Origin of the sequence: Hominenteromicrobium sp., from assembly GCF_046974225.1 — a bacterium.
In the GTDB taxonomy this organism is placed as follows: Bacteria; Bacillota; Clostridia; order Oscillospirales; family Acutalibacteraceae; genus Hominenteromicrobium; species Hominenteromicrobium mulieris.
This window is the reverse complement of sequence record NZ_JBKWAE010000003.1, coordinates 82,395-109,343: the sequence shown is the minus strand read 5'-3', so window position 1 is coordinate 109,343 and position 26,949 is coordinate 82,395. Positions and strand designations below refer to the sequence as shown.

The following is a 26,949-nucleotide window of genomic DNA, read 5'->3' as shown; positions in this document are numbered from 1 at the left end:
GACTCTTGCCAGTTCTTTTAGCGGTAGAAAGTAGCTGATTTTCTATGGCGATTACGTATGGAATTAACCTTACTCGTTGCGATAGTTCATTCCTTTCCACCAATATCCTCGCGTTTGGTTTTCAGAAGCTTCTGCTGGACACTTCGGGGTTAATAAGTTATAATTAATTCATATCACTAGAAAAGGAGATGCCATATGAGAATTGCAATGTGTGATGACGAACCCATAATTCTTGATGAACTGCAGAAGTTCTGTACTGCTTGCTATAAGCGTGCCGGTATCTCTCCAACGTGGCTGGTATCCAGTGATCCTAACTGCTTTATAGATGAGCTCGAAGCATTTGCGCCGGAACTCATATTACTGGACATTGATATGCCGCGTCTTACCGGATTTGATATTGCCGGAGAATTGCTGCAGCGGAACAATCGAGCTCTTTTGATCTTTATTACGAATCAGGAATCTCTTGTATACGAAACATTTCAGTACAAACCATTTGATTTTGTTCGTAAAAGCCGTTATCATGAGGATCTCGAACGTGTACTACTCCGTGCTGCACACGAAGTATCCGCAAGGATCGATGCCTTTACATTTCGTTCTGGCAGCGTTTCCGTCCGACTCCCGTTCTCTGACATCACACATCTCGAAGCTGATGGAAATTACGTAAAAATATATACTGCGGCAGATTGTTATTCCTGTCGTTCCACCATGCGTGAAATGCAGGAACAGTTTGATTCTCACGGATTCGTACGTATACACAAAGGCTTTCTGGTAAATTGCTCCGCTGTGCACCTGCTGCACACGGTCAGCATAACGCTGGAAAACGGAACAGAGCTCCCCATTGGGCGCGCTTGGGCAGAGAATGCCAAGCAGCAAATCATGCGGTCGTTCCGCTAAAGAGGTTATTCTATGCGAAAGAAAGTACTAGAACAGGAATTTATACGACTGAACGCAGATTATAAAGCTTTGCTGGACGAAACGATTCAGCTACGCGAGAAGGTAGCTACAGCCGATGAAGCTTTGGAAAAAATGCGTGCTACAGAAGAAAATGTGCGTTCTATCCATGAAAATACGCGTCGCTTAAAGCATGATATGCGCAACCATCTTATGGTCATCGCTATGTCTTTAGGAAATGAAAAGTATGATGAAGCTCGTACTTACACTGCACAGATTTTGGACAAGCTTAATCTGGAGTACTCTTATATTGACAGTGGAAATGCGCTATTGAATTACATTCTGAATTTAAAACTGCAGCAAGCCCAGCAGATGCAGGTACATATGCAGCTGCAGATAGAGAACCTTAAATTCCAAAAAATTGATAGTGTCGACTTCTCTTCTCTATTAACCAATCTACTCGACAATGCTATCCACGCCGCAGCAAACTCGGATAAGCGGCAAATTTCCGTATCCATCAGTAAAAAGCGCGGATATGAAGCTATTTCGGTACGAAACAGTATCAATTCCTCTGTTTTGGCAGTTAACCCGGATCTGCATTCTACACATGCGGAACCGGAAAAACATGGCATGGGAATAAAGCAGATTCGAGCCATTATAGAAAAATACAATGGTTTGCTGGATATTTATGAAGAAGACCTTGTTTTCTGTGTGAACGTTATGCTGCCGGCAGGCTGAGACAGCAGTCAAAAAAATGATTATTAATAAAAAAGACAAGAATGAACCGTATTTTTACAGTTCACTCTTGTCTTCTTGTTATGCTTCGTGTTTGTATATTGCTTTAACAATTTCCTCGATAGGTGTTTCAATAATACTGATATCCTGCATTTTGCAGTGACTTGCCAGAAAAGCAAGTGCCTCTCCGGGCTGAAAATCCGACTGAGAAACATGGTATATCGACTCTGCGTCTTTCTTTTCAATCAATTCAAATCTAGTATCCTGAATCGCTTCTTTTGGATCGGCAAAAGTTACGCGGATACTGTAGCCTTTGGAGTACTGTTCCTTGAAGGCGTTGAGACCGCCGTCATAAAGAACACTACCGCTATTGATCAGAACTAAACGGTCGCATACACTCTCGATATCTGTCATATCGTGTGTTGTCAACAGTACCGTCGTGTTTTTCTCTTTGTTGATTTCCCGCAGAAACGCGCGGATATTATCCTTTGCGAGGACATCAAGACCAATTGTAGGTTCATCCAAATAAACTACATCAGGATCATGTATTAATGCGAGTGCCAGATTTGCGCGCATTTTCTGTCCTAAACTCAGCTGACGCGCAGGTTGCATAAGGAATTGATCGAGTCCAAGCAAATCGCAGAACATCTCTACATTTTTCTTGTAGGTCTTTTCTTCAATCCGGTACATCCCACGAAACAAGTCCAGTGCATCTTGTACCGGCAGATCCCACAGGAGCTGAGAGCGCTGTCCAAAGACTGCACCCATATGTAAGGCGTTCTGCTTTCGATTTTTGTACGGCTCAAGATTACCAACTTTTACATAGCCGCTGGTGGGCAACAGAATACCCGTGAGTATTTTGATTGTCGTAGATTTGCCCGCTCCATTCGGACCGATATATCCGACCATTTCACCTCGATTAATTTCCAGAGAGATATGGTCTACCGCGCGTTTCGTTAGATACTGCGGTGCAAAAAAGTTTTTCACATTTCCAAAAGCGCCATTGCGTCTATTTTTGATTTTGAAATCCTTAACAACATCATGTAATTCTATATAAGCCATAATAAACCCCTTTCTTATGTTCCGGTGCTTTCGTATTTATTAATGACTGTCCTCCAAGCGAGGAGTAGTAAGAGTACCATCACAATTGCAACGAGAGGAGACAAATATTGGATAAACACTGGAAAAATACCCATGTCCTGTTTTCCAAGTAAAGGCTGCAGTGGATAAAACGTCGTGAATCCAAGAGGTATGAAAACGGTCAGAATGATTTGCAAAGGTGTGCCGAAAATAGAAAGCGGATACTGAACAACATCCTTGAAAACATATGTAATGTTCTTAAGAGAAACATTGCCAATGGCTACAACACTTGGAAGCGAGGAAATCAAAAAGACGCATCCGGAGATAATGCCGCCCGATACCAATGTGATAACTAGCCAAAGTATGCCCCAAAGATTTAGTGTAACACCGAGAGAAATAAAGCTGAAAATCATTACAGTGGCAGATATTGTAAAGTGCGTAATATATCCAACATTGAAATTCGTGAATATTGCAAGGAAAAGTGAGTGTACCGGTCGAATCAGATAACTGTTCAGGTCACCAGTGCGGGCAAGATTCGGAAGCTGTCTGCAAAGGTCATGTGTAAATGTTGAACCGATTGCGTATGTGAATTGTGAGAAAGAATAGATCAGAAGTAATTCTCGAGAATTCCATCCGTTGAGAGATCCAAACCTTGAAACCAAAAGATACAAAGCCAGATACCGAAACACAAAGTTTGTACCTTGAGCCAAGATACCCATAATGAATGAAAAGCGATACTCGTTTTGAGACCGCCACTGTGTGCGAATAAATTGTTTTGCCAAGAATAGATAGAACATTACGGACCTCCTTTCTAGTCAACCGCCCTGAACTACGATTTTCTTTTGTGCCCGATACCACACAAAGCGTTCCAAAAGCAACAAACCGAGGAGCCACAGTACTTGTAAACAAAGATTGAAAATGATTTGATTCATAGACAGACGCCCTAAATACATTTCCATCGGTATAAACAGAACACAGCGGAACGGCATAAACCATGTAATGATATTCAACTTGTCCGGCAAAAACCAAAAAGGAACCATTTCTCCTCCAAAAACATACATTGCTGCTGTCAAAAACCATTGGATATACCAAACATTTCCAAGCCAGAAAGCCGTATAGCCCAATATTGTGTTGAGAAGTAAAAAGATCATATTTCCGAGAAGAGCACTCAATAGAAAAAATAAAACGTCCGCGAGTGTGGCGGGAAACAAGAGTGCATTGTATACAATTTTTGCAGCTACAATGCAGGGAAGAATGCATGTGAAGAAATTAAACATTTTCTCTCCTAATTCCATTGCCGCATGCTGTGCGAGCAGGTTCATGGGACGAACCATCTGCTGGCCAACCTCTCCAGAATAAACGGCATCACCAATGCGGACACCGGGCCAAAGCTGCATTCCCACCAAAAATGTTGAGGAGATCACACTGTATGTAATTGCCTCTGAAAGTGTTGCTGCAGGGTCGACGTTTTGCGCATAGAGCGCATTCCAAACGGATACATTGATAAGTACTGACATGAAACTGTAAATCAGATTGACTAATACATTGATGCGATAGACCGATTGTGATCGAAATGATCGTCGTGCCAAATCGAACCATAACACAATACTATTCATAACATATCCTCCTTTTTGCTTGAATATAATATGCGAAATAAATCTTCGACCTGCGGTTCGTGAATAAGTATTTCAGACGCGTTGCAGGTGTGCAGGACATGATCAATAATGTCCGCTGCCCGAACTGATTCAGGATCGAAAGTGATTTTCAAATCTCCATCATTCCAACTGAATCGTTGTATTGGAAGATCCTGAAAGTCGGGAACTCCATCGAGAATTTGGAAAACCAACCGATTCGACAGTAAATAGCGATGACGCAGATCAGATAAGTCTCCTGAATATATACATATTCCCTTATCTAACACGATAGCTCGAGTGCAAATTTTATCCATATCATTCAGATTTTGCACCGCTAATAGGATTGTAGTTGAATACTTCTGGTTCATTGTCAGTAAAATCCGAATCATCTGTTCCTTCATTGAGGCGTCCACACCGACAAATGGCTCGTACAGTAAAAGCAGTTCGGGCATAGAAGTGATTGCTTCATAAAAGCGAACGCGTGCGAGTTCGCCGCGAGACAGCTGATGTACCTTTGATGAAAGCAACGCAGAAAGCTTTAATGTTTCAAAACACTCCTTCAGAAAATCATCTGCATCGAAAATTGCGTTTTTCTTTGGAGATACGATTCCAGACACGCGTTCATCAGGTAAAGATTCGGGAAGAATGAACGTCATACGGTTCCGGTCGATACGGCTCATCTGCAGCGGTGTACGGCAAATAAGACTCGGATTCTTCCCCATGACCCACAGTCTCCCATGGTCCGGATTATAGATACCGAGAATTAACCGAATAAGCGAACGCTTCCCACTGCCATTTGGGCCGATCAAGCCAACACAATCTCCTTTTTCAATATGAAAGTTCAAATCCCGTAACTTGAGACCGTTACCCGAAAAGCTTCGGCTTAAATGTTCTGCTGTGATCATTCGCGCGCCTCCTTGTTTCGTGTTTATATTTTATCTAAATTTGGGATGAATTCAAGGTGGTTGTGATAAACAGCGTTCAGGGTGGGATATAAAACGCATAATGACACGTTTGCAGCAATTGTTTCTTATGCTCTTATGAATAGATTGAGGACTGGAATACTTAATAAAATGCGTGAAATTGTATCATCTGCAAATATCGAGAAAATACATCTCGTTCTATCGACCTCTAGTGACTTTACTTTTTTCTTATCTCAGGGATTCAGTAAGTATCATGATCCGGAAATTATTGTATATCAGTACGATCGCAGTGATTCTCAGAAATATCCTTGGGGAGTTTCCAATAAGGCGCTTCCGACATCCGCGATCATTCGACAGACCTCCCAAGAACATTAATATCCAATAAAGAAAACACCCGGAGATGAGGGGTTAGCTCCCATCTCCGGGTGTGATTGTTTTTTTGTAGTGTGTATTCTTTTCGCAGCTGTACCGTCAAAAATCTACTACGCCATTTTTACGCCATTTCTGCGTGGGATGGCATTGAGATATATACGTTTTTATGCTTTTGGGTATTCTGAAAAAGCGCATGAAATCTAGTTTTATCGGCATTTATAAGGGAAAATGGAAATATGAAAACTTAGGTAGGGGACTCCGATACCTAATTTCATCTATAAAACCATCTTTCTTTGAATGTAGTCATGATGTAAACTCATACATAATCAGTATAGCATATTCCCCCTGCGCCTGCAAGAAAATTCTTCTGCTTTTTCCCTAAGCCCAAAAAGAAAACGGGCTTCTGCCGAATTGCCGCGGCGGGGCCCGTTCCTTTATGTGTGAACTTGCGATGTGTGCAATCTTGTTCTCTTATGCGTTTTCCTGTTCTGCGAGTTTTCTGCCCATGAGCACGCCCATGCAAGAGGCCATCATCAGGCCGCGCGTCCATCCGCTGGCGTCGCCAAGGCAGTGCAGGTTGTGAATGCTTGTGTTGAGGTCCGTGTCCATCTTCACGCGGTTGCTGTAAAACTTCAGCTCCGGCGAATAGAGCAGCGTCTCCACGGCGGCGAAGCCCGGGACGACGTGATCGACTGCCTGAATGAAGTTGATGATGTTCACCATGGCGCGGTACGGCATGGCAGAGGTGATGTCGCCCGCCACCGCGTCCGGCAGAGAGGGGCGCAGGTTCGAGCGAGAAAGCTCTTTCTGCCACGTGCGCTTGCCGTCCAGAATATCGCCGTAGCGCTGCACCAAAATGTGTCCCGCGCCCAGCATGTTCGTCAGCTCGCCCACCTTCTGCGCGTATTCGATCGGCTGATTGAACGGCTCGTTGAAGTTGTGGGAGCACAAAATGGCGAGGTTTGTGTTATCGGATTTTTTATCTTTATAGGAATGGCCGTTCACGACGGCGAGGTTGTTATCGTAATTTTCCTGGCTGACAAAGCCGCCCGGGTTCTGGCAGAATGTGCGCACCTTGTTTTTAAACGGCTTCGGGTAGCCGATGAGCTTCGATTCATACAGAACGTTGTTTACGGTTTCCATGACCTCGTTGCGCACCTCTACGCGCACGCCGATGTCCACTGTGCCCGGCGCATGGGCGATGCCGTGGCGGGCGCAGAGCTTATCAAACCAATCCGCGCCGCGTCGGCCGGCTGCCACAACGGTCTGCTTCGCGTAAACGTCGTATTCGTTTTGACCCTCCGCAACGTGCACGCCGATGCAGGTGTCGTTCTTTAAAATGAGGTCGCTGCACGCGCAGCCGAAGCGAATCTCCACGCCGTTATTCAGAAGATATTGCTCAATCGCGTAATAAATCTCCTGCGCCTTCTCTGTGCCGAGGTGACGGATGGGGCAGTCGACGAGCTTCAGGCCGGTCTGGATGGCACGCTTGCGAATTTCTTTGACGGCTTCCTTTTCGCTCACGCCCTCCACGCGCGTGTCCGCGCCGAACTCCAGATAGATGGAATCCGTGTATTCAATAAGCGACTGTACGGTGTCTTCGCCGATCAGCTGGGGCAGGTCGCCGCCAACTTCCGGGCTGAGGGACAGCTTGCCGTCCGAAAACGCGCCCGCGCCGGAAAAGCCTGTTGTAATATGGCAGTACGGCTTGCAGTTCATGCAGTGGCCGGTCTGGGCCTTAGGACATTTGCGCGTTTCAATGGAACGGCCTTTTTCCAGCAGCAGAATTTTCTCCTTGCTGCCGCGGCGCAGAAGCTCCATCGCGGTAAAAATGCCGGCAGGACCGGCGCCGATGATGACGATATCCGTGTTCATGTTTGACCCCAACTTTCTAAAACTGACAGATGAATTTGCGTATGAATTTCAAAATACAACTCTATGCAAGACCCGGTTTCGGGTAAATCGGCACATAAAAAGGCCGCCCTGTGCCCGAACGTATACACGAAGCCCGTAAGCGGCTTCGGTATAGTCGGCACACAAGGCGGCCGGTAGAGACATTCACCCAAGTCGTGAATTTATATGACCGATCAGCAATTCAAAATTATATCAGCTAATTAAACTTCTGTCAAGCCTTTTTGCGCATAACAATGCAGGCTTTTGCAAAATATCCTGCAAATTTACTTATTTGATGAATTCCTTGCCGTCGTAAATAAAGATGCCCGCGCCCGCGCCGGTCTTTTTGCCGTCCAGAAGCCATTTTTTAAAACAGCGGCGCTGGGTGGTGTCCTCCGGCAGCTCGCTGTTCGGCTTCTCAAAGTCCTTTGCGAACACACGCCACTTGTCGTGGAACACATCGTATTCCTCGCTGTCGTAAATATAGAAGTCACCGATGAAATCGACCGTATTGAGCGTCTCGGGCAGAATTTCGCGGTTCTTCGGGAACAAAAGCCAGGAGTGGCAGCAGAATACCATCGGCTTGCCATCGAGGTCTTTTTTGTAAAATTCGTAGGCTTTTTTATAAGATTCGATGCGCGCCGCGCGGTTCAAAGAACCGCAGGACGGAATGTGCATGTTGTAAACCGTGTCACCGGGATTTACCGTGTAACCGCCGACCGTCACGAGCGTGTCGCCGGAGAAGTGTACGGCCTCATACTGCAAACGGCCCAGCTTAAAGCGGTGCATCGTGTAGAACCACGGGTACCAGCTTGCGACGAATGTGCCCCAAATGTCGTATACGTCGTGGCACTCGATGAGCTTGAATTTCAGGTCGGCGATGGTGTCCCAGAACAGCTCGTCCGTCAGGCCCGCCGCTCTGTAATTTTCGCGCAGACGTTCGCTTGCAAGCGCAAGGAACAGGAAATCCACCACGTGGCGGTGCAGCCCTGTCCGCTCCGAAAGCGCGTCCATGTGCGGCACAATGGGCTTCCATTCCGCGCCGTATGCGCCGTCAATGCCGTAATCTTTAAAGAGCAGCGTCTCGGCAGAGACCAGCTCGTCAATCGCGCCGGGTGTCGTCACGAGCGTCTCGCAGTTCTCGCGCAGAGAAGCGCGGCTCGCTTCCGGCAGATCAAGGTTTTCAATAAAGCAATTTAAATAATCGAGTGTGTACATACAGATCCTCCCAAAGTTGCGTTTTTCCATAGAAACGCGTTTATCTCATTCTATCATTTGTATATGTGCGGCGCAATGGACTTTTTGCACAGCAGAACACACCTGTTTTTGTAGGAACGGTGCACAGCACCTGCTTTTGCACGGTTTTCTCCGCTAACGCTCAAAATGTAATCACCTTTTCATCACATTTTGTAAGTAAAATTTAAGAAACAAAACAAAGAGGAGGGCGAAAGCCATGGCGGACTATACCGGCATATTTGAGCGCGTAGAGCAAAAATATCTGCTCGATTCCTTACAGTTTGAGGCGCTCTGGGCGGTTTTGGAGCCGTATATGCGCCCCGATGAATACGGGCGCTCCACCATATGCAACATTTACTTTGACACCCCGAATCATTTGCTGGCGCGACTTTCGGGCGAAAAGCCCGTCTATAAAGAAAAGCTGCGTTTGCGTACCTACGGCGTGCCGAAAGCGGAAAGCCCGTCGTTTGTGGAGCTGAAGAAAAAATATCAGGGCATTGTCTACAAGCGCCGCATCGTGATGCCCTACGGCGAAGCGTATGACTGGCTTGTAAACGGCAAAGCGCCGAAAGAGAACAGCCAGATTGCAAAAGAGATTGCGTGGTCACTGCACTATTACGGCGATTTAAAGTCCGCCATGGCGCTGTGCTATGACCGCGTGGCACTTTACAGCCGCGAAGACAGCGGCCTGCGCATCACATTCGATACCAACATACGCTTTAGAGAAGAAAATACCGACCTGCGTCAGGGGGACGATGGGCAACTGCTTTTAGAGCCCGGCGAAACGCTGATGGAAATCAAAGCCGGCGGCGGTCTCCCCACATGGCTCACCGATATGCTGAGCCGCTTTAGAATTTACCCCGCGTCGTTTTCTAAATATGCCAGTGCCTATAACACCCACGGCACGCACATCGTGCATGCATCCTAAATAATTCATTTGATTTCAGAAAGGATATTCCCATGGAAACCATGTTTGCAAGCCTCACCTCGTCCGGTATCACCGTATCTTCGTTTTTGATTTGCTCTCTCGTTGCGCTGCTTTGCGGCGCGCTCATCGCGTTTACGTATACGCGCCGCACGCGCTTTACGCAAAGCCTTGTGCTCGCCGTCATTTTACTGCCGTTTGCCGTGCAGACCGTCATTATGCTCGTCAACGGCAACGTCGGCACGGGCGTTGCGGTCGCCGGCGCGTTCGGCCTTGTCCGTTTCCGCTCCGCACCCGGTAACGCCAAAGACATCTCCGTCATCTTCGTTGCCATGGCCGTGGGTCTCGCCTGCGGCAGCGGCTATATTGCGCTCTCCGTGCTCTTCACGGTCATTGCGTGCGCCGTGCTGTATCTGCTCGTTTTCTTCCATATCGGTGCAGACCGCAGCGGCGAAAAAGAGCTTAGCATCACCATCCCTGAATCGCTCGATTACACCGAGGTGTTCGACGATATTTTCAAAGAATACACCACCCACGCAGAGCTTACGGAAGTCAAGACCGCAAGCCTCGGTAGCCTCTATAAGCTGCACTATCGCGTGCGCCTTGCGGACGACCGTAACGAAAAAGAATTTCTCGATGCGCTTCGCTGCCGCAACGGCAATCTCGAAGTACGCTGCGGCCAGCCGCATACTCCCGTGGAACAACTGTAAAGAAAGGAGCCTTCCTTTATGAAACCGAATCGTTTATCCACGAAAAAACACACCCTGCGCTTTGCTGTCATTCTCTCCGCACTGATCTTAGCGGGTTGTGCCTCCACACAGTCGACCACATCGTCTACGTCCGTATCTTCCGCTTCCTCTACCGTGAGCACGGCCAGCACCTCTGAGGAAAGCGGTGCAGACGAGACCGATTCTACCGGCGGCGCGATGAACGGTACCATCGGCTCCGTCATCGAAGCAAATCTTTCCTTCAAAAATAAGGATTTCTACATCGATTACAGTACGGAAGACACCGTGAAGATCGACCTTTCCGCGCCAAAGGAAGCAGACGGCGTTAAGGTTTCCGGCAGCACGGTCACCATTACGGAAGCGGGCATGTATGTTCTCAGCGGCACGCTCACGGACGGCCAGGTCATCATTGATGCCGGCGACGAGGATGATGTGCGCCTTGTGCTCGAAAACGCGAGCATCACCTGCACAACGACTGCGCCTATCTACGCGAAAAACGCCGATAAAGTCATTATCAGCCTGCCCGAAAACACCGAAAGCACCGTGACCGATACTATCACCGGTACGGACGGCGACGATGAGCTTACCGCCGCGGTTTTCGCCAAATGCGACCTTTCCGTTAACGGCACGGGCGTGCTGAACGTCAACTCCAATGCAAATGACGGCATCACGAGCGAAGATAAATTGAAAATCACCGGCGGCGTTTTGAATATCACTTCGGCGGACGACGGCCTCATCGGCAAAGACGCTGTGCTCATTAAGGACGGCACCGTCCATATCACGGCTTCCGGCAACGGCATCAAGTCCACCAAATCCGAGGCCGATAAAGGCTATGTCTATATCGGCGGGGGCACTGTGAACATCACCGCCGAGCAGGACGGCATTCAGGCGGAGACCGGTGTTCTCATTTCCGCGGGCGAAGTAAATGTCACCGCAGGCGGCGGCAGCGCGAATGGAGAGCAAAAAACGGGCAATGCTATGTTTGGCGGCGCACAGAATACAACGGCGGACGAAACCCTGTCTACAAAGGGCATCAAGGCCGAAGCCGCGCTCGACATCACCGGCGGCACCGTCACGGTCGATTCCGCAGACGACAGCCTGCACAGCAACGATTCGATGACCGTTTCAGGCGGCGGTATCACCGTAAAGTCCGGCGACGACGGCCTGCACGCAGATAACACCCTTACAATCGAGGACGGCACCATCGTGGTGGAAGAGTCCTGCGAGGGCCTTGAAGCCATCGACCTCACCATCAACGGCGGTACGATCGATGTCACCGCAAGCGACGACGGTCTGAATGCTGCAGGCAGCGCCGTTGACGGCGGCTTTGGCACCGCGGGTGCAGATACGCTCACCGTCAACGGCGGCACGCTCACCGTCAACGCCTCCGGCGACGGGCTCGATTCCAACGGTGCGCTTACGATTAACGGCGGTACGGTGTACGTCAGCGGCCCCACCGGTGACGGTAACGGCACATTTGACTGCGACGGCGTGTTTACCATCAACGGCGGCGTTGTGCTCGGCACAGGCAGCTCCGGCATGCTGAAGACCCCCACAACGGATTCCAAACAGAACACGATCAGCGTCAGCTGCACCGGCAGCGCGGGTGACACCGTAGAAGTGAAGGGCGCGGACGGCAACACGCTCGTTTCCGCCGTGGCTCCGAAGAACTTTACGAATGTCACGTTCAGCACGCCGGACATCACCGAGGGCGAAACGTATACAGTCTATGTAAATGGTACAGAAGCCGCGAACGAGACCTGCTCCGGCGTTGTCAGCGGCGCTACGGGTATGGGCAGCTTTGGCGGCGGCCCCGGCAATATGGGTGGTCAGGCTCCAAACGGCGGTATGGGCGGCCAAATGCCGAACGGCAACAGTGATGGCACCACCCCGCCGGAAATGCCGAGCGGCGATAGTGGCATGACCCCGCCGAACGGTAACGGCGGCACGCCTCCGCAGATGCCGGGCAATACCTCCGATACCTGATTTTCTCTTGTTTTCCTGTGCGTCAAAATATGAACTTTTCGTAACAATTTCGGCTTTTTCGCAAAAACTCGCACACCTTTTGTCAGGGAGAAAAGGAACCTGTCAATTTCCGTCGAAAACGCGCGAACGATTCTATTTGAACTTTCAAGACCCCCTTGCTATAATGGCATTACTGACAGATTTACCACCCATCCGACAGCCTCCGCTCTAAAAGTACAGCGGGGCTGCCGGGCCGGATCAGGAAGGATGAGAGATTTTGAGTGAACAGGAATTGATGCTGCGCGTAGCAGCCAAACACGGCGTAGACGGTGAAACGGTCCGCGAGGAGATTGGCAAAGCCCTTCGCACGGCGAAGAATTCTTCAAATGCCGCAGCCCGCGCGTTTTGGAGTGCCATTCCCGAAGATGCCAGCGACAAAGAGATCGTGCAGTGCATCGCCGCCCTCTTGTTGGGTAGCGCCGTGGAGGAGCAAAACTGAACAGCATTATCCGTAAACTCAAAAAACACGGTGCAGCCGAAATGAAGCTGCACCGTGTTTTTGTTGTTTTGCAAAATCACAGAAATAAAGGTCGCGCTTTTGGCTCGACTCAAAACGACCGGTTCGTGCCTTGTCACGATATCCTCTATCTTTTTCTCGGTCTCCTGTCCGCGAATGGCGAAATACTTGCCCGCGTATAGTTTGCCGTTGATCTCTGTCACTTCGTATGCTTTTAATATGACCGATGCCTTTGTGCGGATTTTGCCGATTTTTCCATATAACTTTCCCGTCCCCTCTAACAGAATTAAAGATGATTATATCATGTCTAATTAAAAATGCAACAAAAAAGGAAAGGCAAAAACCGAAGCTTCTGTCTTTCCTCGTATGCAGAGAGATATTATTTTATCACTCTTGCCCTTACAACCGGCGAAAGTGCCGCAAGCTTTTCGCGCACGTCTTCCGTCACGTCGCCCGTAACGTCCAAAATGGTGTATGCCCAGTCGCCACGCGATTTCGAGAGCATGTTCTCAATGTTGATGCCCGCTTCACCGCACACCTGTGTGAACGAACCGATGGTATTTGGAATGTTTCTGTGCGCAAGGCAAATGCGTGTGTCCGCGCCGCGTGCCATGGAAATATTCGGGAAGTTGACGGCATTTTGAATGTTGCCGTTTTCAATGTAATCCTTCAGCTCCTCTGCGGCCATCACAGCGCAGTTATCCTCGCTTTCCGGCGTGGAAGCGCCAAGGTGCGGGATCGCGATGACGTTTTCGACCCCGAGCAACGCGTCATCCGGGAAGTCCGTCGCATACGCGGCAACGGTGCCGTCTGCAAGCGCCGCCAACATCGCGTCGGTATCGACGAGCGCCCCGCGCGAGAAGTTTAAGACGCGCACACCTTTTTTCACTTTTTTCAAAGCGTCCGCGCCTATGAGTCCGCGCGTCGAGTCATTTAGCGGTACATGTATTGTAATGTAATCGCACTTTTCAAAAATCTCATCCACGGAAGCGGCCTTCACAATGTCGCTCGAAAGGTTCCATGCAGCGTCCACGGAAAGGAACGGGTCGAAGCCGTATACCTGCATGCCGAGCGTCTGTGCGGCGTTCGCAACGAGCACGCCGATCGCGCCAAGACCAATCACGCCCAGCTTTTTGCCGAGAATTTCCGGCCCCGCAAACGCGGATTTTCCTTTTTCAACCTGTTTCGAAATGTCTGCCGTGCCTTTTAGTGTCTGCGCCCATTCAATCGCCGGGACAATTTTTCTCGACGTCAAAAGCAGTGCCGCCAGCACCAGCTCCTTCACGGCGTTGGCGTTTGCGCCGGGTGTGTTGAACACCACAATGCCGGCTTCCGCGCACTTTTCCACGGGAATGTTGTTCACGCCCGCACCGGCCCTCGCGATTGCAAGCAGGCTATTGGGCAATTCCATGTCGTGCATGGCGGCGGAGCGCACTAAAATGCCCTCCGGGTTCTCAATTTCGGCAGCGTATGTATAGTTTTCGCCCAAACGGTCGGTGCCGAGCGGGCTGATCTTATTGAGGCAAAGTATGTTGTGCATCAGGCATTCTCCTTTTCAAAGTTCTCCATAAACTGAACAAGCTTCTCCACGCCCTCGCGCGGCATCGCGTTATAGATAGACGCGCGCATGCCGCCCACGCTGCGGTGGCCCTTCAGATTCACAAAGCCCGCAGCGGCAGCTTCCTGCACGAATTTTGCGTCTAAATCCTTGTCGCCCGTCACAAATGTCACGTTCATAATGGAACGGCTTTCTTTTTCGGCGCAGCCCTTAAAAAGCTTTGAGCGGTCGAGGAAATCATAGAGCAGCGCGGCTTTTTCCACGTTGCGTTTTTCCATCGTCTTCAGCCCGCCTACTTCGTTTTTCAGCCATTCCAAAACGAGCTTGCACATGTAAATGGAGTAGCACGGCGGCGTGTTGTACATGCTGTCGCTTTCTGCGTGCGTCTTATACATGAACATCGTCGGCGTTTTTTCCTGCGGCTCGCCGATGAGATCCTCGCGGATGATGACAATGGTCAGGCCTGCCGGGGCTACATTTTTCTGCGCGCCCGCATACAAAACGCCAAATCTCGAAACATCGATCGGTCGGCTCAGAATGCAGGAGGAAATGTCCGCCACAAGCGGCACGTCACCCGTCTCCGGCAGCGCATGGAACACCGTACCGTAGATCGTGTTGTTCATGCAGATATGGAAGTAGTCCGCGTCCGGGCGGAACTCCTTCGGGTCAAGGTCGGGAATACGGCTGAAATTCTGCTCTTTCGAGGATGCCACCACTTTGCAGTCGCCAAATCGCGCGGCTTCCTTATACGCTTTTGTGGAGAACTGGCCGGAGAGTACATAGTCGGCCTTGCGGTTTTTCGTCATCAAATTCAGCGGCACCATCGCAAACTGCGAGGATGCGCCGCCCTGCAAAAAGAGCACCTTGTAGTTATCCGGGATCTCCATCACTTCGCGCAGAAGGCTTTCCGCGCCCTTGATGATCGCGTCATAGACCTTAGATCGGTGTGACATCTCCATCACGGACTGGCCTGATCCTTCATAGTCGAGCATTTCGGCAGCGGCTCTCAGAAGAACGCTTTCCGGCAGCATAGAGGGGCCGGCAGAGAAGTTGTACACACGGTTCATAGTAAGATCTTCCTTTCTTTGGCGCGTTAAATCGCACCGGATAATAAAATAGATTTGCCTTGCTTTACCGTGATTTCTTATAGCACCATGGTAAAGTTTCCCCTATTATACATACAGCAAAACGCAAATGTCAAGTATAAATTTGTTTTTGAAATAAAAACAGGTGTATCTAATCGGTGGACAAATATCGAATGCTGCATTTCGTTCGTGCCCCATGCACAAATACAAATAAATTGTCCACCTTCTGCTGACAAGTCCGCATTTTTCGGCCGCAAGGCAAAAAACGCGGCAAAAAAACACTTTAAAAACTATCTAAAAGTACAGAACATTTTCCATAACGGATTGATTTTTTGGAAATCTTTTTGTATAATAACAGAAACAAGGACACTTTAGGCTCAAAAAGAGCAAACAGACCCGTGTCCGAACTCGGCGAAAGGGTGAAGCTTTCATGAAGGTACAGAATATTGTCAACATTTTAAAGGCGGAAATACTGGCGGAGGGCGACCTTCAGGAAGAGGTCAAAACCGCATGCGGCAGCGATATGATGAGCGACGTGCTGGCGTTCGTAAAGGATCAGTCCGTGCTGCTCACGGGCCTTGTCAATCCGCAGGTGGTACGCACGGCGGAAATGATGGATATGCACTGCATCATCTTTGTGCGCGGCAAGCGCCCGGATGAGACCGTGTTGTCGCTCGCACGGCAAAAGGACATCACCATCCTCGCAACGCCGTACAGAATGTTCACGGCGTGCGGCCTCCTATACGAAAAAGGATTAGAAGGCGGGTGTGACGTATCATGAGTATGCTGCAACTTCGGTATTCAGTCCCCGGCGATGATTTTACCCGCGCAGGCGAAGCTTCGGGCGATGTAAAGCATAAATTAAAGAAACTTGGCTATAACCCATCGGCCATTCGCCGCGTTTCCATCGCCATGTACGAGGGTGAAATCAACATGGTTATCCATGCGGGCGGCGGCGAAGCCAATGTGGACGTGGACCCGGATAAGGTTGTCATCGTGCTCACCGACCACGGTCCCGGCATCGCAGACGTGGAAAAAGCCATGCAGGAGGGCTGGTCCACCGCGCCGGATAACGTGCGGTCGCTTGGCTTTGGCGCCGGCATGGGCCTGCCGAACATGAAGAAGTATTCCGACGAAATGACGATTGATTCGGTCGTGGGGCAGGGCACCACGCTCAAAATGGTCGTTTACGCGCAGAGCGAAAAATCGTAGGCTCTGCATAGGATAATGGAGGAGGCGCGTTAGATTGGGTATTTTTTTCCACTCGGTCACGCTCGATGAAAGCAAGTGCGTAGGCTGCACAAACTGCATCAAGCGCTGCCCAACGGAAGCCATTCGCGTGCGCAGCGGCAAAGCGGTCATCATGAGCGAGCGCTGTATCGATTGCGGAGAGTGCATCCGCATCTGCCCGCACCACGCAAAGCGTGCAAAGCATGACCACCTTTCCATGCTGGAAAAGTTTACATATAAAATCGCGCTGCCCGCACCGTCTCTTTATGGGCAGTTTAATAATTTGGACGACCAGGATTATGTTTTATCCGGCCTTAAAAAGCTTGGGTTCGATGACGTCATGGAGGTCTCCGGCGCGGCAGAGCTTGTCAGCGAGGCTACCCGCCGCCTGATGGATGCCGGCACCTTGCAGCGCCCCGTCATCAGCTCGGCTTGCCCGGCTGTCGTGCGTTTAATCCGCGTCCGCTTCCCGGATCTCTGCGACCACGTTCTGCCGCTTTTGTCGCCCATGGAGACTGCGGCAAGGATTGCAAAGCAGCAGGCCATGCAGAAAACGGGCCTGCCGAAAGAGCAGATCGGCTGCTTTTTCATCACGCCGTGTCCCGCAAAGGTTACGGATATTCGCATGCCCATCGGCATCGAAAAGTCGGAGGTAGACGGCGCCATCGCCATCAGCGAAATTTTCCCGCAGCTTTCAAGCCGCATGGATAAGCTCACGCCAAAAGATCTCGAATCGCTCTCAAATTCCGGCATTATCGGTGTCAGCTGGGCGACCTCCGGCGGCGAATCTTCGGCGCTGTTAAAAGAAAAATATCTCGCGGCGGACGGCATCGAAAACGTCATCCGCGTTTTAGAGGAGATTGAAGACGAACGCATCGGTGAGCTGGATTTCATCGAGCTCAACGCCTGCTCCGGCGGCTGCGTCGGCGGCGTGCTATGTGTCGAAAATCCGTATGTCGCCATTGCAAGATTGCAAAGATTGCGCAAATATCTGCCCGTCTCGCAGAATCACTTGGAGAAAAACAAAACCGTCCCGGAGGAAATGAACTGGGGCAGCGGGCTGGAGTTTTCCAATGTTTTAACGCTTTCGGAGGATATTTCCCGCGCCATGGAAATGATGATGGAGATCGACAAGGTGGAAGCGGAGCTGCCGGGGCTCGATTGCGGCGCGTGCGGTGCACCGAGCTGCCGTGCCTTTGCGGAGGACACCGTGCGCGGAAGCTGCCGCAAGGAAGACTGCGTGTTCATCCTGCGCAAGGAGATCCGCCGTTTTGCGGATTCGCTCTCAAATTTAGACCTTGACGGCGGCAAACGCACAAATGATGACGAATAGGGGGAAGTAAAATGCAGATAGAGGAAATGGCCGAAGCACTCGGCTGGAAGCTTTTGACCGAAAATACAGATACAACGCGCGAAGTGAAGGGCTGCTACTGCGGCGATCTTTTAAGCTGGGTCATGGGCAGAGCCAAAGCGGACGACGCGTGGCTTACTGTTATGGGCAACGTCAACGCCATCGCGGTCGCATCGCTTGCCGATACCGCAGGCATCATCCTTGTGGAAGATGCCGCTTTGGATGCAGATGCCAAAGCGCGTGCCGAGCAGCAGGAAATCGCCGTGTACGGTACATCCCTGCCTGCCTTTGAAACCGCGCTCAAAATCGCTTCATTACTGGGGTGAATGTATGAACAGCTATCGGTACGACCTGCACCTGCACTCGTGCCTTTCTCCGTGCGGCGATACGGACATGACGCCGAACAACCTCGTCAACATGGCGGCGCTGCTCGGCTGCGACATCATCGCGCTTACGGATCACAATACCTGTCGCAATACGCCCGCTGCCGTAAAGGTGGGGCAGGCCGCGGGCGTGCTCGTCATTCCCGGTATGGAACTCTGCACCGCCGAAGAAGCACACGTCGTCTGTCTGTTTGAAACGGTCGAGGACGCGCTCGCGTTCGATAAATACGTCTGTGCGCACGTTCCAAAGGTGCCGAACCGCCCGGAAATTTTCGGCGAGCAGTGGGTCTTAAACGAAAACGACGAGAAGATCGGAGAAATTTCCGAGCTTCTCATTACCGCAACAGACATCAGCATCAACGACGTGCAGGCGCTCGTGAAAGAGTTTAACGGCGTGGCGTTTCCCGCGCATGTCGATAAAGACGCGTACAGCGTCACTGCGTCGCTCGGTGCTATCCCGCCGGAAGCGCAGTTTTCCGCAGCAGAGCTGTCCCTTACTGCCGATGCCGCACAGCAGCGGCTTCTGCACCCGGAGCTCGAAAGCATGGTGCTTCTGCGCAGCTCTGACGCGCATTACCTGCATTTGATGCCCGAAGAACACCAAACGGTGGAGCTGCCGGAAAAAACCGCCAAAGCGCTTTTAGATGTGCTGCGTGGGTTCGGTGCAGGTAAATTTCAGGCTTTATAAGAAAAAAACGCCAAGCTGTGTGCTATGCGAATTTCGCATAACGCACAGCTTTCGTCATTTTTACCAACATGGCTAAATCGCCGGATTTTCGTTAAATTGCATAAAATTTCGTTAATCTCGCTCTTTTGAAAATTAGCTGTTTCTAACTTTTGCAAATCTGGTAAAAACGGAATAGATATACTTTTATCGATATAAAATATCGATAAAATGAGTGATATTTCAACCTTTTCACGGCAAATCTATACTGTTTTTGTATACTTTAACAAATGCCTGAAAACGAAATTTTTGTGCTGTACGCTAAAAGAACTGACAAAAATTTCGTCATGGGTTTGACAAACTTTCGTTTTTAATTCTTTTTTAGAATTATTATGTATGTCGATTTTGATATAATTCATAAAGATGTATGAAAGCTCTTCGCCCAATAGGGGCGCAGACCGAACCATACCTGAATTTAAACTTAATTTTATCAGGGAGGAAATAAAATGCAAAAGCGTATCAGTACCATTCCGTTTACCGATACTCCCGAGCAGCATGAGAAGCTCCTCGCAGTCATCGAGAGCCTCAAGAATGAAAAAGGCGCCGTCATGGCTGCACTGCACAAGGCGCAGGATATCTACGGCTACCTGCCGATCGAAGTGCAGAAGGAGATTGCACGCGGTCTCGATGTATCTCTCGAAGAGGTCTACGGCGTTTCCACGTTCTATTCTCAGTTCTCGCTCACTCCGAAGGGTAAGTACAACATTTCCATTTGCCTCGGCACCGCATGCTACGTTAAGGGCGCAGATAAGGTTCTCGACCGTCTCGTTGCAAAGCTCGGCATCCAGCCGGAGGAATGTACGCCGGACGGCGTGTTCTCGCTCACCGCATGTCGCTGCATCGGCGCCTGCGGCCTTGCACCGGTCCTCACCGTCAACGAAGACGTTTACGGCCGTCTCGTTCCCGAGGACGTGGATAAGATTCTTGCAAAATACACAGCGTAAGCCATGCGCGAGCTTTCGCTGAATGTGATGGACATTGTGCAGAACTCCGTTCGCGCGGGCGCATCGCTTATCACGGTGCAGGTCGCGGAATCGAAAAAGCACGACACCTTAACCATCACGATAACGGATAACGGCTGCGGCATGAGTGCGGAGCAGGTCAAAAGCGTCATCGACCCGTTTTTCACCACACGCACCACCCGCAAGGTTGGGCTTGGCGTGCCGCTTTTCAAAATGGAAGCGGAAATGACGGGCGGCTCGTTTCAGATTGATTCCGAAAAGGGTAAGGGCACCAAAGTCACGGCTGTGTTTCGCCCCTCGCATGTCGATATGATCCCCCTCGGGGACATCGCGTCCGTTATCCATCTTTTGATCACCTGCAATCCCGAACTCGATTTTCTCTTCACCCACAGCGTTGAAGAAAAAGAGATCACCCTCGATACCCGCACGCTGCGCGAGCAGCTGGAGGGCGTTCCGTTTACGGAGCCCGCGGTATCGGCGTGGATTCGGGAATATCTTGCAGAGGCGGAGGAAGAGCTTAAGTAGCTCTTGTAGTATCAATGCGCAAGGCGCAGAAAGGAAAAGCCACATGAAATCATTAGCTGAACTTCAGGCAATTCGAGATAGAGCAAAAATGGCGGTCAACGTCCGCGAAAATTCCGAAGCGAAAACGCGTGTTCTGGTCGGCATGGCTACCTGCGGCATCGCAGCAGGCGCAAGACCGGTTCTCACCACCATCTCGGATGAGGTCAATAAACGCGAGCTTCACGACGTCCTGGTCACGCAGACGGGCTGCATCGGCATCTGCCAGTTCGAGCCGATCGTCGAAGTTATCGATGAAAACGGCACCAAGACTACATACGTAAAAATGACACCGGAAAAGGCACTGCGCGTTGTCAACGATCACATCGTCAACGGCAATGTCGTTACGGAATACACCATCGGTGCAAATCAGAAATAAGGAGGTAAAACTATGTTTCGTTCCAATGTTCTGGTCTGCGGCGGTACGGGCTGCACGTCCTCGAACAGCGAAAAGATCATTGAAAAGCTGAAGGAGGAAATCAGCGCCAAAGGTCTGGATCAGGAAGTCAACGTTGTTCGTACCGGCTGCTTCGGCCTGTGCGCACTCGGCCCGATCATGATCGTATACCCGGAGGGCGCGTTCTATAGCCGCGTCACCCCGGAAGATGTCCCGGAAATTGTTGAAGAGCACCTGCTCAAGGGACGTATTGTTCGCCGCCTGCTCTACAAAGAGACGGTCGTCGACGAAAGCACCACAAAATCCCTCAACGAGACCACGTTCTACGCAAAGCAGATGCGTGTCGCACTGCGCAACTGCGGCGTGATTAACCCGGAGCAGATCGATGAGTACATCGCGCTCGACGGCTATCAGGCAATCGGCAAGATTCTCACGGAGAAGATCCCGCCCCAGCAGGTCATTCAGACCATGCTTGATTCCGGCCTCCGCGGTCGCGGCGGTGCAGGCTTCCCCACCGGTCTTAAGTGGAAATTCGCAGCGGCAAACGATGCCGATCAGAAATATGTATGTTGTAACGCCGACGAGGGCGACCCGGGCGCATTCATGGACCGTTCCATTCTGGAAGGCGACCCGCACAGCGTCATCGAAGCCATGACCATCGCCGGTTACGCCATCGGCGCAACGCAGGGCTACATCTACATCCGTGCAGAGTACCCCATCGCGGTTCACCGTCTCCAGATTGCCATCAACCAGGCGAGAGAATATGGCCTGCTCGGCAAGAATATCTTCGATTCCGGCTTTGATTTCGACCTTGAGATCCGCCTCGGCGCCGGCGCATTCGTGTGCGGCGAAGAGACCGCGCTCATGACCTCCATCGAAGGCAAGCGCGGCGAGCCGAGATGCCGCCCGCCGTTCCCGGCACTCAGAGGTCTGTTCCAGAAGCCGACCGTTCTGAATAACGTTGAGACGTATGCCAACATCCCGCAGATCTTCCTCAAGGGGCCGCAGTGGTTCCGCAGCATCGGCACAGAGAAGAGCGCGGGCACCAAGGTATTCGCACTCGGCGGTAAGATCAACAACACCGGCCTCGTTGAAGTTCCGATGGGCACCACCCTGCGTGAAGTCGTCGAAGAAATCGGCGGCGGCATCCCGGGCGGCCACAAGTTCAAGGCTGCACAGACCGGCGGTCCTTCCGGCGGCTGCATCCCGGCGTCCCTCATCGATACGCCTATCGATTACGACAGCCTCATCGCCATCGGTTCCATGATGGGTTCCGGCGGCCTCATTGTTATGGATGAGACGACCTGCATGGTCGATATCGCAAAGTTCTTCCTTGAGTTCACGGTCGATGAATCCTGCGGTAAGTGCACCCCGTGCCGTGTCGGCACGAAGCGCCTACTTGAGATCCTCAACAAGATTACAAGCGGCAAGGGCACACTCGAAGACATCGATAAGCTCGAAGAGCTCTGCTACTACATTAAGGAAAATTCCCTCTGCGGTCTCGGCCAGACAGCGCCGAACCCGGTTCTTTCCACACTCAAGTATTACCGTGATGAGTACATTGCGCACGTCACCGAGCATCGCTGCCCGGCAGGCGCCTGCAAGGCCCTCACGAATTACGTCATCGATGCGGACAAGTGCAAGGGCTGCACGCTCTGCGCACGCAACTGCCCGGTCGGCGCCATCTCCGGCACTGTCCGCGAGCCGCATGTCATCGATACGCAGAAGTGCATCAAGTGCGGCGTCTGCCGTGAAAAGTGCAAGTTCGGCGCCATCGAAAAGAAGTAAGGAAGGAAGTTGAGAATAGCATGGATATGGTAAATATTAAGATCAACGGCATGTCCTACGAGGTCGCTGCCGGCAGCACGATCCTCGAAGCCGCAAGAGAAGCCGGAATCGACATTCCCACCCTTTGCTTCTTGAAGGACGTCAACCAGATCGGCGCATGCCGTATGTGCATGGTCGAAGTTAAGGGCGCAAGATCGCTTGTTGCCGCCTGCGTGTACCCGGTTAACGAGGGCATGGAGGTCTTCACCAATACGCCGAAGGTTCAGAAATCCAGAAAAATGACACTGGAGCTCTTGCTCTCCGTGCATGACCGCAAATGTCTCTCCTGCAAGAGAAGCGGCACCTGCGAGCTGCAGAAGCTCTGCAACGATATGGGCATCGACAGCGAGAACCGCTACGAAGGCGCCGTTCCCGCCGGCAAAAAGGATTACAGCACCCTGCACCTCGAAAGAGATAATGCAAAGTGCATCCTGTGCCGCCGCTGCGTGGCAGCCTGCCAGCAGCAGCACGTCGCCGTCATCGGCGCGAACAACCGCGGTTTCGATACCGAGATCGGCTGCGCATTTGAGATGCCGCTCAGCGAAGTGGCCTGCGTTTCCTGCGGTCAGTGTATCGTAGCCTGCCCGACGGGTGCTCTCACCGAAAAGGACAATACCCAGCAGGTCATCGATGCCATCAACGATCCGGAAAAGGTCGTTGTCGTGCAGACGGCTCCGGCTGTGCGCGCAGCGCTCGGCGAAGAGTTCGGTATGCCGATCGGCACGAACGTAGAAGGCAAGATGGTCGCAGCCCTGCGCCGCCTTGGCTTCGATAAGGTCTACGATACCGATTTCGGTGCCGATATGACTATCATGGAAGAAGCAAACGAGTTCATTGACCGCGTGAAGAACGGCGGCAAGCTGCCGATCATCACCTCCTGCTCTCCGGGCTGGGTCAAGTTCTGCGAGCACTACTTCCCGAGCCTCACAGAAAACCTCTCCACCTGCAAGTCCCCGCAGCAGATGACCGGTGCGCTCATCAAAACGTGGTTTGCGGAAAGAGAAGGCATCGATCCGAACAACATCGTTTCCGTTTCCGTCATGCCGTGCGTCGCGAAGAAATTCGAGATCAACCGTGACGACGAAGACGCAGCCGGTGTGCCGGACGTTGATATCTCCATCACCACCCGCGAGCTTGCCCGTATGATCAAGATGGCACAGCTCAACTTCGCAAGACTGCCGGAAGAGGATTTCGACCCGGTTATGGGCGTTTCCACCGGCGCAGCTACGATCTTCGGCGCGACGGGCGGCGTTCTGGAAGCAGCGCTCCGTACCGCAGCCGATGTGCTTGAGGGCGTCGACCACGACAACATCGAGTACAAAGAGATTCGCGGCACGAAGGGCTTCAAGGAAGCTGTTTACAAGGTTGCCGGCATGGATGTCAAGGTCGCTGTCGTCAGCGGTCTGAATAACGCAAACGAGCTGCTCAAGAAGATTGAAAGCGGCGAAGCCGACTACCACATCGTAGAAGTCATGTGCTGCCCGGGCGGTTGCGTAAACGGCGGCGGCCAGCCGATTCAGCCGTCTACGGTTCGCAGCTTCACGGACATTAAGGCCCTGCGTGCAAAAGCCCTCTACGATGAGGACGCGGCCAAGACGCTCAGAAAGAGCCACCTGAACCCCGTCGTCAAGGAGTGCTATGAATGGATGGGCGGCGAGCCCGGCTGCCATAAGGCACACGAGCTGCTGCATACGTCTTACGTTAAGCGCGATCGTTTCTAAATTTAAATTTAAGGTGTTTAAGAGCCACTGCGAGTAATCACAGTGGCTCTTTTTATGTCGGCTCCCTCTGACAGAGGGCAAGGAAGTGATACAGCGTGCTAATGAACTTCACGGTACCTTTCACTTAGAAAAAAACTGTGTATATAAAAAGAGCGGCGCAAAGCCGCTCTTTCAGGGAACCCATGCAACTGGGTTCCCTACAATTTGAATGTCCCCCGGACGTTCAAATCTACCTTCCTGGTTTTGAGTTAGGCAAAAGTGTTCCGAACTTTGCGGAGTTCGGCTTAGGGCTCAGCCCTAAGAATCCGCGACCTTTTTTGAAAAAAGGTCGATCAAAAACTTTTAACCCACGTTTTGCGTCATCACTGTGCTACCGTTTCCAACAGCTCGCAAATATCTATGGCTGCATTTTGATTGATAACTGCTCTCTGCCGTTTGCGCATTTCTTCTGCATTTCCCGGCTCCGAAAGCCTTTCCACCGCCGACAAAAGCTCTGTTTCTGTGTTTTCCACCTTTACGGCGATACCCTCCTTGGCAAAAAACTCCGCGTTGCGGCTTTCGCACCCGGGTATCGGCGAAATGTGCACAAGCGGCACGCCCGCCGCGGCGCTCTCCGTAGATGAAAGTCCGCCCGGCTTCGAGATAAATACGTTGCTTGCCTTTAAATACAGTGCCATTTTGTTCGTGCTGTGCATCGGCGTGATTTGCCCATTTTCTGCAAATTCAGTTTCCACGCTGTCAAACAGCGCCTCATTGCTGCCGCACAAAATGTTGAGGTCGCAGTTTGCATTTTGCTTCAAATACGGCAGCAGTGCCCGCACGGCATTAATAATTGCCCCCGCGCCCATGCTCCCGCCGGAAAGCAGCAACGTGCGCCTGTCTTTCGGCAAGTTAAGCGCTTCCCGCGCTCTGTCTTTCGTGATGGTATCATCGGAAAAATCCAGCCGCACCGGGATGCCCAGCGGCCGCAATTTTTCCGCAGGAATGCCTCGCCCGGTGAAATCGCTGCTCAAAAGCGGGGAGGGCGTCACGTACAAGTCGCAGTCCGATTCCTCCGTAAACGGAACGCAAGTGTAGTCCGTCGCAATAAACACAAACGGCGGCGTTTCCATGCCGTTTAGCCGCATGTGCGTCAAAATCTCCGCCGGGTACAAATGCGTGCAGACGATCACGTCCGTTAGGTGTTTCGCAAGGTATTTCTGCATGTACGGCGCCATTTTGCCGTTGATGTGGTACACCGGCGAGCGCCCCGGCAGCTTACGGTACGCGTTACCGAGGTCATAGACCGCGCCAAACAGCTTCGGGCTTTTCTGTACCAACTTTATATAGGTCTGCCCGACTTTATTTGCAAGCTCCTCGCTCACCAGCGTGTACGGGTCCATGCGCACGGCGTGGTGCCCGCGTTCCGTCAGCGCCTCAAAAACCGCTTGTGCCGCCGTGTTGTGCCCGCCGCCCGTGCTGCAGGATAAAATCAGTGCTTCCATGCAAGTTTCACCTCAAAGTGTTCTTTTTCCTCGGCACTCATAAAGAGCTTTGCGAGCACCGAAGCCGCAATCAGCAAAAAGCCGAAGACGATATAGCGGTTTGGCTCCAGCCAAACCGTGCAAATGGCCGCCAGGATATACGTCGCCACTGTGCGGTAATAGTTCGGGTTGATTTTAACAACGCACGAAAAGAAAATGAAGATGCTCGCCAAAACGCACAGAGGGATCCAGTGCGGCAGCAGCCCCAAAAAGCACCCAAACGTTGCCGCAATGCCTTTGCCGCCGTGTTTAATGTCATAAAACGGCAGAATATGGCCCAAGACCGGCGCCGCCATCACAAAAGAGAGCATCAGCGGGTTTTCGGGCAGTTCTCCGCTGCGGTACAAAAAAACCGGCAAAAAGCCCTTGAACAGGTCGCCGCACAGCGTAAACACGCCGCACCGGAACCCACCGTATGTAAACGCATTCATTGTGCCCGGGTTCTTGTCCGGGCTTTCCGCCATAATGTCTGTCTTTTTAAAGATCAGCCCACCGAGCCGCGCAAACAAAATACTGCCCAGGAGATACCCGAAAATAATATATAAAGCGTCGCGCACTTCCATGTTTTTCACACACTCCCCAAAAATTTCGCGCCACAAAAAATTCACAATTTTGCCGAGAGTCTCGTCTTGACAACCTCTTATAAAGTCATTATAATATGAACCATTGACACTTGTCAATTTGACATTTGTCCAAGTTGAGTGAAAATATTGACGAAACAGGAGGGA

At 51.3% G+C, this 26,949-nt stretch carries 27 protein-coding genes; 17 read left to right on the top strand and 10 right to left on the bottom strand.

From position 1 onward, the window contains the following. Positions 1–195 precede the first annotated feature (195 nt). The gene (locus tag ACLTX1_RS03505) at positions 196–894 is read left to right on the top strand and encodes a LytTR family DNA-binding domain-containing protein (RefSeq protein ID WP_308448619.1); all 699 of its coding nucleotides are present in this window, start codon (positions 196–198) and stop codon (positions 892–894) included. Positions 895–906: 12 nt separating this feature from the next. Further along, positions 907–1,629: an ATP-binding protein gene (locus ACLTX1_RS03500; RefSeq protein ID WP_308448620.1), complete on the top strand. Its 723-nt coding sequence runs from the start codon at positions 907–909 to the stop codon at positions 1,627–1,629. A gap of 78 nt (positions 1,630–1,707) precedes the next feature. Here ACLTX1_RS03500 and ACLTX1_RS03495 read toward each other — a convergent pair whose 3' ends face one another. Genes ACLTX1_RS03495 through ACLTX1_RS03480 form a run of 4 tightly spaced genes read right to left on the bottom strand, consistent with a single transcriptional unit; the run spans position 1,708 to position 5,245 of the window. Further along, positions 1,708–2,688 carry an ATP-binding cassette domain-containing protein gene (locus ACLTX1_RS03495; RefSeq protein ID WP_308448621.1) on the bottom strand — a complete coding sequence of 327 codons (981 nt, stop codon included), beginning with the start codon at positions 2,686–2,688 and terminating at the stop codon, positions 1,708–1,710. 14 nt (positions 2,689–2,702) lie between these two features. Beyond that, on the bottom strand, positions 2,703–3,503 hold the full coding sequence (locus ACLTX1_RS03490) for an ABC transporter permease (protein WP_308448622.1): 801 nt from the start codon (positions 3,501–3,503) through the stop codon (positions 2,703–2,705). Positions 3,504–3,521: 18 nt separating this feature from the next. Continuing rightward, positions 3,522–4,322 (bottom strand): ABC transporter permease, encoded by an 801-nt coding sequence (locus tag ACLTX1_RS03485; protein WP_308448623.1) that lies wholly within the window; start codon positions 4,320–4,322, stop codon positions 3,522–3,524. After that, positions 4,319–5,245 carry an ABC transporter ATP-binding protein gene (locus ACLTX1_RS03480; protein ID WP_308448624.1) on the bottom strand — a complete coding sequence of 309 codons (927 nt, stop codon included), beginning with the start codon at positions 5,243–5,245 and terminating at the stop codon, positions 4,319–4,321. The genes ACLTX1_RS03485 and ACLTX1_RS03480 overlap by 4 nt, the downstream gene beginning before the upstream one ends. 81 nt (positions 5,246–5,326) lie before the next feature. On the opposite strand from ACLTX1_RS03480, the gene ACLTX1_RS03475 reads away from it, so the two are divergent. Then, entirely contained in the window at positions 5,327–5,638 is a 312-nt protein-coding gene (locus ACLTX1_RS03475; protein ID WP_373367766.1) for an SAVED domain-containing protein, read from the top strand. Between the two features lie 468 nt (positions 5,639–6,106). Here ACLTX1_RS03475 and ACLTX1_RS03470 read toward each other — a convergent pair whose 3' ends face one another. Together ACLTX1_RS03470 and ACLTX1_RS03465 are read right to left on the bottom strand one after the other, a co-directional pair. After that, complete coding sequence (locus tag ACLTX1_RS03470) at positions 6,107–7,510, bottom strand: NAD(P)/FAD-dependent oxidoreductase (protein ID WP_308448625.1); 1,404 nt, start codon at positions 7,508–7,510, stop codon at positions 6,107–6,109. Between the two features lie 306 nt (positions 7,511–7,816). Next, positions 7,817–8,746: an acyltransferase domain-containing protein gene (locus ACLTX1_RS03465; protein ID WP_308448626.1), complete on the bottom strand. Its 930-nt coding sequence runs from the start codon at positions 8,744–8,746 to the stop codon at positions 7,817–7,819. 235 nt (positions 8,747–8,981) lie between these two features. Between ACLTX1_RS03465 and ACLTX1_RS03460 the strand changes: the two genes are divergently transcribed. The 4 genes from ACLTX1_RS03460 (at position 8,982) to ACLTX1_RS03445 (ending at position 12,881) form a co-directional block, all read left to right on the top strand. Then, positions 8,982–9,692: a polyphosphate polymerase domain-containing protein gene (locus ACLTX1_RS03460; RefSeq protein WP_308448627.1), complete on the top strand. Its 711-nt coding sequence runs from the start codon at positions 8,982–8,984 to the stop codon at positions 9,690–9,692. 32 nt (positions 9,693–9,724) lie between these two features. Then, the gene (locus ACLTX1_RS03455; RefSeq protein ID WP_343284618.1) at positions 9,725–10,399 is read left to right on the top strand and encodes a DUF4956 domain-containing protein; all 675 of its coding nucleotides are present in this window, start codon (positions 9,725–9,727) and stop codon (positions 10,397–10,399) included. A gap of 18 nt (positions 10,400–10,417) precedes the next feature. Continuing rightward, positions 10,418–12,403 (top strand): carbohydrate-binding domain-containing protein, encoded by a 1,986-nt coding sequence (locus ACLTX1_RS03450; RefSeq protein ID WP_343284619.1) that lies wholly within the window; start codon positions 10,418–10,420, stop codon positions 12,401–12,403. A gap of 256 nt (positions 12,404–12,659) precedes the next feature. Beyond that, on the top strand, positions 12,660–12,881 hold the full coding sequence (locus ACLTX1_RS03445) for a hypothetical protein (protein WP_176820873.1): 222 nt from the start codon (positions 12,660–12,662) through the stop codon (positions 12,879–12,881). Positions 12,882–13,278: 397 nt separating this feature from the next. Here the strand turns inward: ACLTX1_RS03445 and ACLTX1_RS03440 are convergent, their stop codons facing one another. Continuing rightward, the gene (locus tag ACLTX1_RS03440) at positions 13,279–14,439 is read right to left on the bottom strand and encodes a phosphoglycerate dehydrogenase (RefSeq protein WP_412330463.1); all 1,161 of its coding nucleotides are present in this window, start codon (positions 14,437–14,439) and stop codon (positions 13,279–13,281) included. Further along, positions 14,439–15,524 carry a 3-phosphoserine/phosphohydroxythreonine transaminase gene (gene serC / locus ACLTX1_RS03435; RefSeq protein WP_412330462.1) on the bottom strand — a complete coding sequence of 362 codons (1,086 nt, stop codon included), beginning with the start codon at positions 15,522–15,524 and terminating at the stop codon, positions 14,439–14,441. Before serC ends, ACLTX1_RS03440 begins: the two co-directional genes overlap by 1 nt. Positions 15,525–15,972: 448 nt before the next feature. On the opposite strand from serC, the gene ACLTX1_RS03430 reads away from it, so the two are divergent. The 10 genes from ACLTX1_RS03430 (at position 15,973) to ACLTX1_RS03385 (ending at position 24,698) form a co-directional block, all read left to right on the top strand. Further along, a complete protein-coding gene (locus ACLTX1_RS03430) occupies positions 15,973–16,323 on the top strand; it encodes a DRTGG domain-containing protein (RefSeq protein WP_308448631.1) in 351 nt (116 codons plus the stop codon). Beyond that, positions 16,320–16,754, top strand: coding sequence for an ATP-binding protein (locus ACLTX1_RS03425; protein WP_308448632.1), 435 nt, complete (start codon positions 16,320–16,322; stop codon positions 16,752–16,754). The genes ACLTX1_RS03430 and ACLTX1_RS03425 overlap by 4 nt, the downstream gene beginning before the upstream one ends. 34 nt (positions 16,755–16,788) lie before the next feature. Then, on the top strand, positions 16,789–18,105 hold the full coding sequence (locus ACLTX1_RS03420) for a [Fe-Fe] hydrogenase large subunit C-terminal domain-containing protein (protein WP_308448633.1): 1,317 nt from the start codon (positions 16,789–16,791) through the stop codon (positions 18,103–18,105). An 11-nt stretch (positions 18,106–18,116) separates the two neighbouring features. Beyond that, positions 18,117–18,449, top strand: a complete 333-nt coding sequence (locus tag ACLTX1_RS03415) for a hypothetical protein (protein ID WP_308448634.1) — start codon at positions 18,117–18,119, stop codon at positions 18,447–18,449. A 4-nt stretch (positions 18,450–18,453) separates the two neighbouring features. Continuing rightward, positions 18,454–19,194: a PHP domain-containing protein gene (locus tag ACLTX1_RS03410; RefSeq protein ID WP_308448635.1), complete on the top strand. Its 741-nt coding sequence runs from the start codon at positions 18,454–18,456 to the stop codon at positions 19,192–19,194. Between the two features lie 482 nt (positions 19,195–19,676). Then, complete coding sequence (locus tag ACLTX1_RS03405; protein ID WP_176820865.1) at positions 19,677–20,174, top strand: complex I 24 kDa subunit family protein; 498 nt, start codon at positions 19,677–19,679, stop codon at positions 20,172–20,174. Between the two features lie 3 nt (positions 20,175–20,177). Beyond that, a complete protein-coding gene (locus ACLTX1_RS03400) occupies positions 20,178–20,717 on the top strand; it encodes an ATP-binding protein (protein ID WP_412330461.1) in 540 nt (179 codons plus the stop codon). Positions 20,718–20,760: 43 nt separating this feature from the next. Continuing rightward, a complete protein-coding gene (locus tag ACLTX1_RS03395) occupies positions 20,761–21,132 on the top strand; it encodes a (2Fe-2S) ferredoxin domain-containing protein (protein ID WP_176820863.1) in 372 nt (123 codons plus the stop codon). A gap of 12 nt (positions 21,133–21,144) precedes the next feature. Continuing rightward, positions 21,145–22,938 carry an NADH-quinone oxidoreductase subunit NuoF gene (gene nuoF, locus ACLTX1_RS03390; protein WP_412330460.1) on the top strand — a complete coding sequence of 598 codons (1,794 nt, stop codon included), beginning with the start codon at positions 21,145–21,147 and terminating at the stop codon, positions 22,936–22,938. A 20-nt stretch (positions 22,939–22,958) separates the two neighbouring features. After that, positions 22,959–24,698 (top strand): NADH-dependent [FeFe] hydrogenase, group A6, encoded by a 1,740-nt coding sequence (locus tag ACLTX1_RS03385; RefSeq protein WP_316519535.1) that lies wholly within the window; start codon positions 22,959–22,961, stop codon positions 24,696–24,698. A gap of 362 nt (positions 24,699–25,060) precedes the next feature. Here the strand turns inward: ACLTX1_RS03385 and ACLTX1_RS03380 are convergent, their stop codons facing one another. Both ACLTX1_RS03380 and ACLTX1_RS03375 read right to left on the bottom strand, forming a co-directional pair. Then, positions 25,061–26,182 (bottom strand): MGDG synthase family glycosyltransferase, encoded by a 1,122-nt coding sequence (locus tag ACLTX1_RS03380; RefSeq protein WP_308448639.1) that lies wholly within the window; start codon positions 26,180–26,182, stop codon positions 25,061–25,063. Beyond that, positions 26,170–26,784 (bottom strand): glycerol-3-phosphate acyltransferase, encoded by a 615-nt coding sequence (locus ACLTX1_RS03375; protein ID WP_308448696.1) that lies wholly within the window; start codon positions 26,782–26,784, stop codon positions 26,170–26,172. Before ACLTX1_RS03375 ends, ACLTX1_RS03380 begins: the two co-directional genes overlap by 13 nt. Between the last annotated feature and the right edge of the window lie 165 nt (positions 26,785–26,949).

What these genes read in the sequence shown, in the direction of transcription:
- ACLTX1_RS03505 (WP_308448619.1), top strand. Translation starts at nt 196, where the DNA reads ATGAGAATTGCAATGTGTGATGACGAACCCATAATTCTTGATGAACTG.
- ACLTX1_RS03500 (WP_308448620.1), top strand. Translation starts at nt 907, where the DNA reads ATGCGAAAGAAAGTACTAGAACAGGAATTTATACGACTGAACGCAGAT.
- ACLTX1_RS03495 (WP_308448621.1), bottom strand. Translation starts at nt 2,688, where the DNA reads ATGGCTTATATAGAATTACATGATGTTGTTAAGGATTTCAAAATCAAA.
- ACLTX1_RS03490 (WP_308448622.1), bottom strand. Translation starts at nt 3,503, where the DNA reads ATGTTCTATCTATTCTTGGCAAAACAATTTATTCGCACACAGTGGCGG.
- ACLTX1_RS03485 (WP_308448623.1), bottom strand. Translation starts at nt 4,322, where the DNA reads ATGAATAGTATTGTGTTATGGTTCGATTTGGCACGACGATCATTTCGA.
- ACLTX1_RS03480 (WP_308448624.1), bottom strand. Translation starts at nt 5,245, where the DNA reads ATGATCACAGCAGAACATTTAAGCCGAAGCTTTTCGGGTAACGGTCTC.
- ACLTX1_RS03470 (WP_308448625.1), bottom strand. Translation starts at nt 7,510, where the DNA reads ATGAACACGGATATCGTCATCATCGGCGCCGGTCCTGCCGGCATTTTT.
- ACLTX1_RS03465 (WP_308448626.1), bottom strand. Translation starts at nt 8,746, where the DNA reads ATGTACACACTCGATTATTTAAATTGCTTTATTGAAAACCTTGATCTG.
- ACLTX1_RS03460 (WP_308448627.1), top strand. Translation starts at nt 8,982, where the DNA reads ATGGCGGACTATACCGGCATATTTGAGCGCGTAGAGCAAAAATATCTG.
- ACLTX1_RS03455 (WP_343284618.1), top strand. Translation starts at nt 9,725, where the DNA reads ATGGAAACCATGTTTGCAAGCCTCACCTCGTCCGGTATCACCGTATCT.
- ACLTX1_RS03450 (WP_343284619.1), top strand. Translation starts at nt 10,418, where the DNA reads ATGAAACCGAATCGTTTATCCACGAAAAAACACACCCTGCGCTTTGCT.
- ACLTX1_RS03440 (WP_412330463.1), bottom strand. Translation starts at nt 14,439, where the DNA reads ATGCACAACATACTTTGCCTCAATAAGATCAGCCCGCTCGGCACCGAC.
- serC (WP_412330462.1), bottom strand. Translation starts at nt 15,524, where the DNA reads ATGAACCGTGTGTACAACTTCTCTGCCGGCCCCTCTATGCTGCCGGAA.
- ACLTX1_RS03430 (WP_308448631.1), top strand. Translation starts at nt 15,973, where the DNA reads ATGAAGGTACAGAATATTGTCAACATTTTAAAGGCGGAAATACTGGCG.
- ACLTX1_RS03425 (WP_308448632.1), top strand. Translation starts at nt 16,320, where the DNA reads ATGAGTATGCTGCAACTTCGGTATTCAGTCCCCGGCGATGATTTTACC.
- ACLTX1_RS03415 (WP_308448634.1), top strand. Translation starts at nt 18,117, where the DNA reads ATGCAGATAGAGGAAATGGCCGAAGCACTCGGCTGGAAGCTTTTGACC.
- ACLTX1_RS03410 (WP_308448635.1), top strand. Translation starts at nt 18,454, where the DNA reads ATGAACAGCTATCGGTACGACCTGCACCTGCACTCGTGCCTTTCTCCG.
- ACLTX1_RS03405 (WP_176820865.1), top strand. Translation starts at nt 19,677, where the DNA reads ATGCAAAAGCGTATCAGTACCATTCCGTTTACCGATACTCCCGAGCAG.
- ACLTX1_RS03400 (WP_412330461.1), top strand. Translation starts at nt 20,178, where the DNA reads ATGCGCGAGCTTTCGCTGAATGTGATGGACATTGTGCAGAACTCCGTT.
- ACLTX1_RS03395 (WP_176820863.1), top strand. Translation starts at nt 20,761, where the DNA reads ATGAAATCATTAGCTGAACTTCAGGCAATTCGAGATAGAGCAAAAATG.
- nuoF (WP_412330460.1), top strand. Translation starts at nt 21,145, where the DNA reads ATGTTTCGTTCCAATGTTCTGGTCTGCGGCGGTACGGGCTGCACGTCC.
- ACLTX1_RS03385 (WP_316519535.1), top strand. Translation starts at nt 22,959, where the DNA reads ATGGATATGGTAAATATTAAGATCAACGGCATGTCCTACGAGGTCGCT.
- ACLTX1_RS03380 (WP_308448639.1), bottom strand. Translation starts at nt 26,182, where the DNA reads ATGGAAGCACTGATTTTATCCTGCAGCACGGGCGGCGGGCACAACACG.
- ACLTX1_RS03375 (WP_308448696.1), bottom strand. Translation starts at nt 26,784, where the DNA reads ATGGAAGTGCGCGACGCTTTATATATTATTTTCGGGTATCTCCTGGGC.